Raw genomic sequence first — 5,870 nt, 5'->3', positions numbered from 1 at the left:
AATTTTAAATATACCAAGTGTTCCTAACTATGAGTAATCAAGGCATTACAACAAATAAATTCAGTGAAGTACCTTTGGATTTACGTGCATCTGCATCTGTGAGGGTACGCAAAGGTTCATGGTGGTTGAGATTAATAACATTGTTTCTGGTAGACTATACCCTTTTATCCTTAGCTTGGGTTTTTGCAGGATATAAATCTTTTTATGGTAATTTTTATTGGGATTTACCTAATCATTACTTACCGATTTTAATAACTATTGGTATTCAAATAGGATCGCTAGCTATAGAAGGTATTTATAGAGAAGGTCAAAAACGCTATGACTATTTGAAAATTATAAAATCGCTAACTTTTTCTCATGGATTAATACTCTTTGCTTGTTTTTTGTATCAGCCAGTTATTGATATTACACGCCCAAAACTAATATTTCTATCTTGGCTTCTAAGTATATTATTTATTTGTGCTGGTAGATATAGTGTAAATATAACCTTGGAGTATCTCCGTAAACAGAAGAAAATAGTTCGTTCTTCTGTCTTCATTATTTGTGATCCTCAAGACCATGAGCAGATTGCTAGCTTTATTAAAAAAGAAAAGCACTATATTGTATCTGGAACTGCTCATGCTAATTCATTAGACAGATATCAGCGTCAAAAAACATTGAATCAACTTAATGAATTAGGTGTAACAGAGGTTTTTATATCTTGGGATGCTCTAAAAAATAGAATGTTTTTATGCTGGTTATTTCAAGCATCTGGGATTCAAGTACATATTTTACCGATGGAATTAAAACCAATTTATAAAAACGTAGAATTTAACAAAATAGGCGGAATGCCTTGTCTGAGTTTGGATTGTCCAATAATTACAGGTAAAGATTTTTGGATAAAACGTAGTTGTGATTTTTGTTTTGCAAGTTTATTTGTAATGCTATTATTTCCGATTTATATAGCTATAGCTATAGCTATAAAACTGGACTCTCCTGGCACAATATTTTACAGGCAAACCCGTATAGGTTTACATGGACAACAGTTTAAAGTATGGAAATTCAGAACTATGAGGTCTGATGCAGAAAAATTACAGAAAGAATTAGAAGCTTTAAATGAAACGAAAGATGGGATTATCTTTAAAATTAAAGACGACCCTCGTATTACTAGCGTTGGAAAATTTCTTCGACGTTATAGTTTAGACGAATTACCTCAACTTTTCAACGTTATCCTTGGAGAAATGAGTATAGTCGGTCCTCGTCCATTACCTACTAGAGATGTAGACAAGTTTTCGGAACATCATTTTATTCGACATGAAGTTTTACCTGGTATTACAGGTCTTTGGCAAGTCTCAGGTCGCTCAGACATTGTAGATTTTGAACAAGTGATAAATCTTGATCTTAACTACATTGAAAATTGGTCTCTTAGGTTGGATTTTGAAATTTTGCTCAAGACAGTTATGGTAGTTTTGAAGAAAGAAGGTGCCTACTAAGCTCGACTTCATCCATTTTTTAATCATAAATAAATGTTGGAGAGAAAACCTTTGTGATTATGTAGTTTTAGCTTAATGAAGTTCAACGGTAAGTAGTAAAATGAAAAAACTTTTGGAACAACTAGGGTTTTTGCCGGACACATAAAACCTAGTTGTTCATTTTCGATAAGCTCAACAAAAAAATTATAGTATATAGTTTAATAACTACTTTGGGAAAGTGTTGAAAAAAATAAAACATTATATTATTGCGATTTTCAGTATACTTGCTTACAAATGTAATTAATATTGTTTTATTTTCCTGTTTAATGATGATAGCTAACAGCCTGAAAGGAAATGGTTTTGTTGCAAAAATTTATGCAGTGAAAAAATGAAAAAGTAGAAAAACTTTTGACGATATGTCCGAAAAAGTAAGTATACGAAATACATGGTTATTTAGTGATTTAAAACGAATTAAGCTGAATTAATAATTTTAAGAATGGTAGAAAAATACAAATTTATAAGTAATTCCGTCTCAATGATAATCAATAGGTTAGCACAAAGTATCACAGCCTTTGTATTAACCTCTGCTATTGCTCGGACTTTAGGAGCTGAGGCTTTAGGGCAGTATCTACTAGCATATAGCTACTACTTTATCTTTGTAGGCATTGCTTCACAGGGTCTAAAGACATTGTTTACGAGAGAACTAGCCCGTGAGCCACAAAAAACATCAGTTTATTTAATTAGTGGTACCTGGCTACAGTTAATATTTAGTTTGTTTAGTTATGGGGCATTAGTGATTGTAGTCTTTTTACTTCCCTATAGCTCCACAACTTCGACTCTTTGCTACATCATGGGTTTGACGATCATTCCCTTTGCACTTTCCAACATCACGGAGGCAATTTTTCAAGCTCAAGAAAAGATGCATCTTATTGCTATCTCTACAGTTCCAGTGTATATCCTACGCCTAATAATAATGATTTGGGCGATGCAAATGAAATACAAAATTGGATATTTGGGGGTTATACTCTTTTCTTCAGAAACACTAATTCTAATAGTTGAATGGATTATTATTACACGATTAGTCAAAATTCAATGGCAGATTGATGTAAATTTTGTACTTAGAACAATTAAAAGTGCGCGTACATTTTTTGCTATTGAAGGGATAGCTGTAGTAACTGGTCGAATTCAAATTTTGATTCTTTCATTGTTAGGAAACGAGTTTTTAGTGGGTCTTTTTGGTGGAATATCACAATTACTACAACCTTTTACAATTATTGCTAACAGTATAGTTTTAGCAATGTTTCCTAGATTTTCAAAGGCAATAGATCAAGGAAGGGACAAGCAGAGGAAAATAGCAGAGAATATTATTGAAGTTCTACTAATTATGGCGTTACCCTTATTTATTGGATTGTTCTTTTTTGGTAAAGATTTACTAACTTTTGTCTATGACTCTAGCTTTGCTCAAGCAAATTTAGCACTCCGCTTAAGTGCTATGGCACTATTTTTTTTACCCTTCATACGCTCACTTTCCTATCTACTTGTTGCCAATGGTTTTGAGATAGTCAACTTGCGTGAAGTGGTCATTACCACTATATTTGGAAGCTTGGGAGGTGTAGTATTGGTTTCGCAGTATCAGTTAATAGGTGCAGCTCTAATGGTATTATTAATGACGATTCTGGGTTTTAGTCAGTATATGTATTTCACATATACTCGTCTATTTTCATTAAATTTATGGCGAATTCTGCGCCGACCTTTACTAATAAGCTTTTTGTTGATACCTGTATTTATATTATTGCAAAAAATTAACTTAGATTTTATATTCACTTTGCTTATTGCAACTTGCGTGTATAGTTTATTTGTGATTTGTCTAGGTATTCGTGCGTTCGGTGGGTTTCGTTTTTTGTGGATAAAATTTTTAGGATAACAGTAATTGATCAATATAAAAGTCTTACAGACGATCAATCAACTTTTTTAACGAGTAAATATAATTAATATGATTAAAGTTGTCCTACTACATTTTGGTTTTGAAGACTACAGCATTCAATTAGCAAATAGTCTGATTAAATATGTTGATTTAACAATAATCCAACCGAAAAATCTATCAGATGTATGTGCCAATGCTTTTGACCCCAGTATCCGTGTCATTAGCTTTAAAAAACCACGGATTAGGGACCCACGCAATCTGTTGTCTATGAACGCCATGATGCGTATTATTAAAGATATAGAGCCAGATGTTTTACATGTGCAAGAAACTAATGATCCTTGGTATGATTGGACGTTGTTAATCAATAAGATGCCACCACTAGTCACAACTATCCACGATGTGTTCCGTCATCCAGGAGATAAGACGGCTGTATTTGGTTCAGAGTATACTCGGCGTATCGCCTTCTACCGTTCCCAACAATTGATTATCCATACCCATCAACTAAAAAAAATTCTAATCGAACAATTTAATTTACCTGAAAAGCGAGTCAACGTTATACCACATGGAGAACTTGGCAGTTTGTATCAGCGTCGGTGCGATCGCAATAATCAGCCTCGCGATCCAAATACATTGCTATTTTTTGGACGCATCTGGCCCTATAAAGGATTGAAATATTTGCTTGAGGCTATGCCCTTAATTGCTGAACGTGTACCTCAAGTCAAGCTGATTATTGCTGGAAGAGGAGAAAATATCAAGCAGTATTTCCCTAATGGTTATGATGAAAACCGCTACGAGATTATCAATAGACTAATCCCTCTTGAAGAAGTAGGTAATCTATTTCAACGTAGCACACTAACAGTTCTGCCATACATTGAAGCGTCTCAAAGTGGTGTAGCAGCTTTATCTTATGGGATGGGAACGCTTGTTGTAGCTTCTGATATAGGGGGATTGAGCGAGATAGTTCAGCATCAAAAGGATGGTTTATTAGTTCCACCATGTGATGTTCAAGCCCTAGCTGATGCCATCATTTGTTTGTTAAGTGATCGCGACTTACAACAAAAAATGCAAACTGCCGCACTAGCTCGTTGCCAGCAAGATTTAAATTGGTCAAATATAGCTGCTCAAACTGTGGAAGTTTATCAAAAAGCCATGAAAACAATACATTAGTAAAAATATACTCACAAAGTTGGCATTTAACGAACATAATAATTACTCATCTAAGAAACAAAGTATTTGCCAAACTAAACTCAGACTAGAAACTCCGAATCTCTAACTGGCTTAATATATTTTCTCTATGCATACACGATTATACATATTATAAAAAATGAGAAAATTTTTATTTTCTGCCGAACAAATATTTACATTTAGTTCCTTGATGCTATATTCAGGAACCCCGCTAGATGCCTTTCTAACTGATGGCTTTACTGTAAAAGAGGGAGATAGAATTATATTCCGATTACTTTATACTTTTACATATATAGTCAGTCTTTCATTAATTGCTCTACGTTGGAAGAAAGTTACTTATGCTTTTAGCAAAGATAAGTTTATTTGGTTGCTGATTGGAGTTTCTGCACTTTCTATTTTTTGGTCTTTAGATCCAGACATTACCGTGCGTCGCGTCATTGGTCTGTCAGGAACAACTATCTTTGGACTTTATTTAGCTTCACGCTACACCTTAAAACAGCAGCTAACGCTATGTGCATATATGCTTGCCGTCTCAATATTAATGTGTTTATTATTTGTTATATTTGTACCACAATTTGGGCTCGATTCTGGATTTAATAGTTGGAGAGGAATATACCCAACCAAAAATGTTCTAGGCAAAAGATTTGTGCTTAGTGCAGCAATATTTTTATTCTTGGCCACTACTTGTAAAGAAAACCGTTGGGTTTTATGGCTTGGCTATATTACTTCTGGAGTACTTATATTATTATCTCAATCAGCATCATCAGTAGTGAATTTTATAATCATCACAGTAGCTTTTCTTGTGTATTATCGAATTTTACATTTAGAATACAAAGTATTTATACCTGTTCTGACTTTAGTATCAACATTTGGTATAGCTTTTTATTACTGGTTCATCTCGCAAGCTGATTCGATTTTAGGCTCAGTAGGTAAAGACTCAACACTCACCGGGCGCTCAGAATTATGGCCTGTTGTCTTGGAGATGATGGGAAAAAAACCATGGTTAGGATATGGCTACGGAGTATTCTGGGAGAAGAGTAGTGAATCTTCTATTGTTGTACAAACTGTACAATGGAACGTTCCTAATGCTCATAATGGATTTCTGGATCTTTGGCTATCATTGGGTCTATTGGGATTCTTGGTTTTTATAATTGGGTTTGTTATTAATTTATTTAAAGCGATATATTTAATTCGGCGGAATAAAACATCCGAAAGTATATGGCTTTTAGTTTATCTTACATTTATGATTCTTTCAAATCTAACTGAAAGTACATTGCTAGTTCAAAATAGTATGGAATGGGTACTTTATG

The 5,870-nt window shown here is 33.9% G+C and carries 4 protein-coding genes; all 4 read left to right on the top strand.

From position 1 onward, the window contains the following. Window positions 1–29: 29 nt before the first annotated feature. Complete coding sequence (locus tag GNF10_RS34365; protein WP_185593334.1) at window positions 30–1,472, top strand: sugar transferase; 1,443 nt, start codon at window positions 30–32, stop codon at window positions 1,470–1,472. A 475-nt stretch (window positions 1,473–1,947) separates the two neighbouring features. Further along, the gene (locus tag GNF10_RS34360) at window positions 1,948–3,375 is read left to right on the top strand and encodes an oligosaccharide flippase family protein (protein ID WP_185593143.1); all 1,428 of its coding nucleotides are present in this window, start codon (window positions 1,948–1,950) and stop codon (window positions 3,373–3,375) included. 69 nt (window positions 3,376–3,444) lie between these two features. Next, window positions 3,445–4,542, top strand: a complete 1,098-nt coding sequence (locus GNF10_RS34355; protein WP_185581685.1) for a glycosyltransferase family 4 protein — start codon at window positions 3,445–3,447, stop codon at window positions 4,540–4,542. A 157-nt stretch (window positions 4,543–4,699) separates the two neighbouring features. After that, on the top strand, window positions 4,700–5,870 hold a 1,171-nt coding region (locus GNF10_RS34350; RefSeq protein WP_185607405.1), incomplete at its 3' end, for an O-antigen ligase.

The sequence above is a fragment of the Nostoc sp. UCD121 genome (assembly GCF_014222285.1).
Lineage (GTDB): Bacteria > Cyanobacteriota > Cyanobacteriia > Cyanobacteriales > Nostocaceae > Nostoc.
The sequence above is the reverse complement of the archived record's forward strand: the minus strand, read 5'-3'. Positions and strand labels throughout refer to the sequence as shown.

What these genes read in the sequence shown, in the direction of transcription:
- GNF10_RS34365 (WP_185593334.1), top strand. Translation starts at nt 30, where the DNA reads ATGAGTAATCAAGGCATTACAACAAATAAATTCAGTGAAGTACCTTTG.
- GNF10_RS34360 (WP_185593143.1), top strand. Translation starts at nt 1,948, where the DNA reads ATGGTAGAAAAATACAAATTTATAAGTAATTCCGTCTCAATGATAATC.
- GNF10_RS34355 (WP_185581685.1), top strand. Translation starts at nt 3,445, where the DNA reads ATGATTAAAGTTGTCCTACTACATTTTGGTTTTGAAGACTACAGCATT.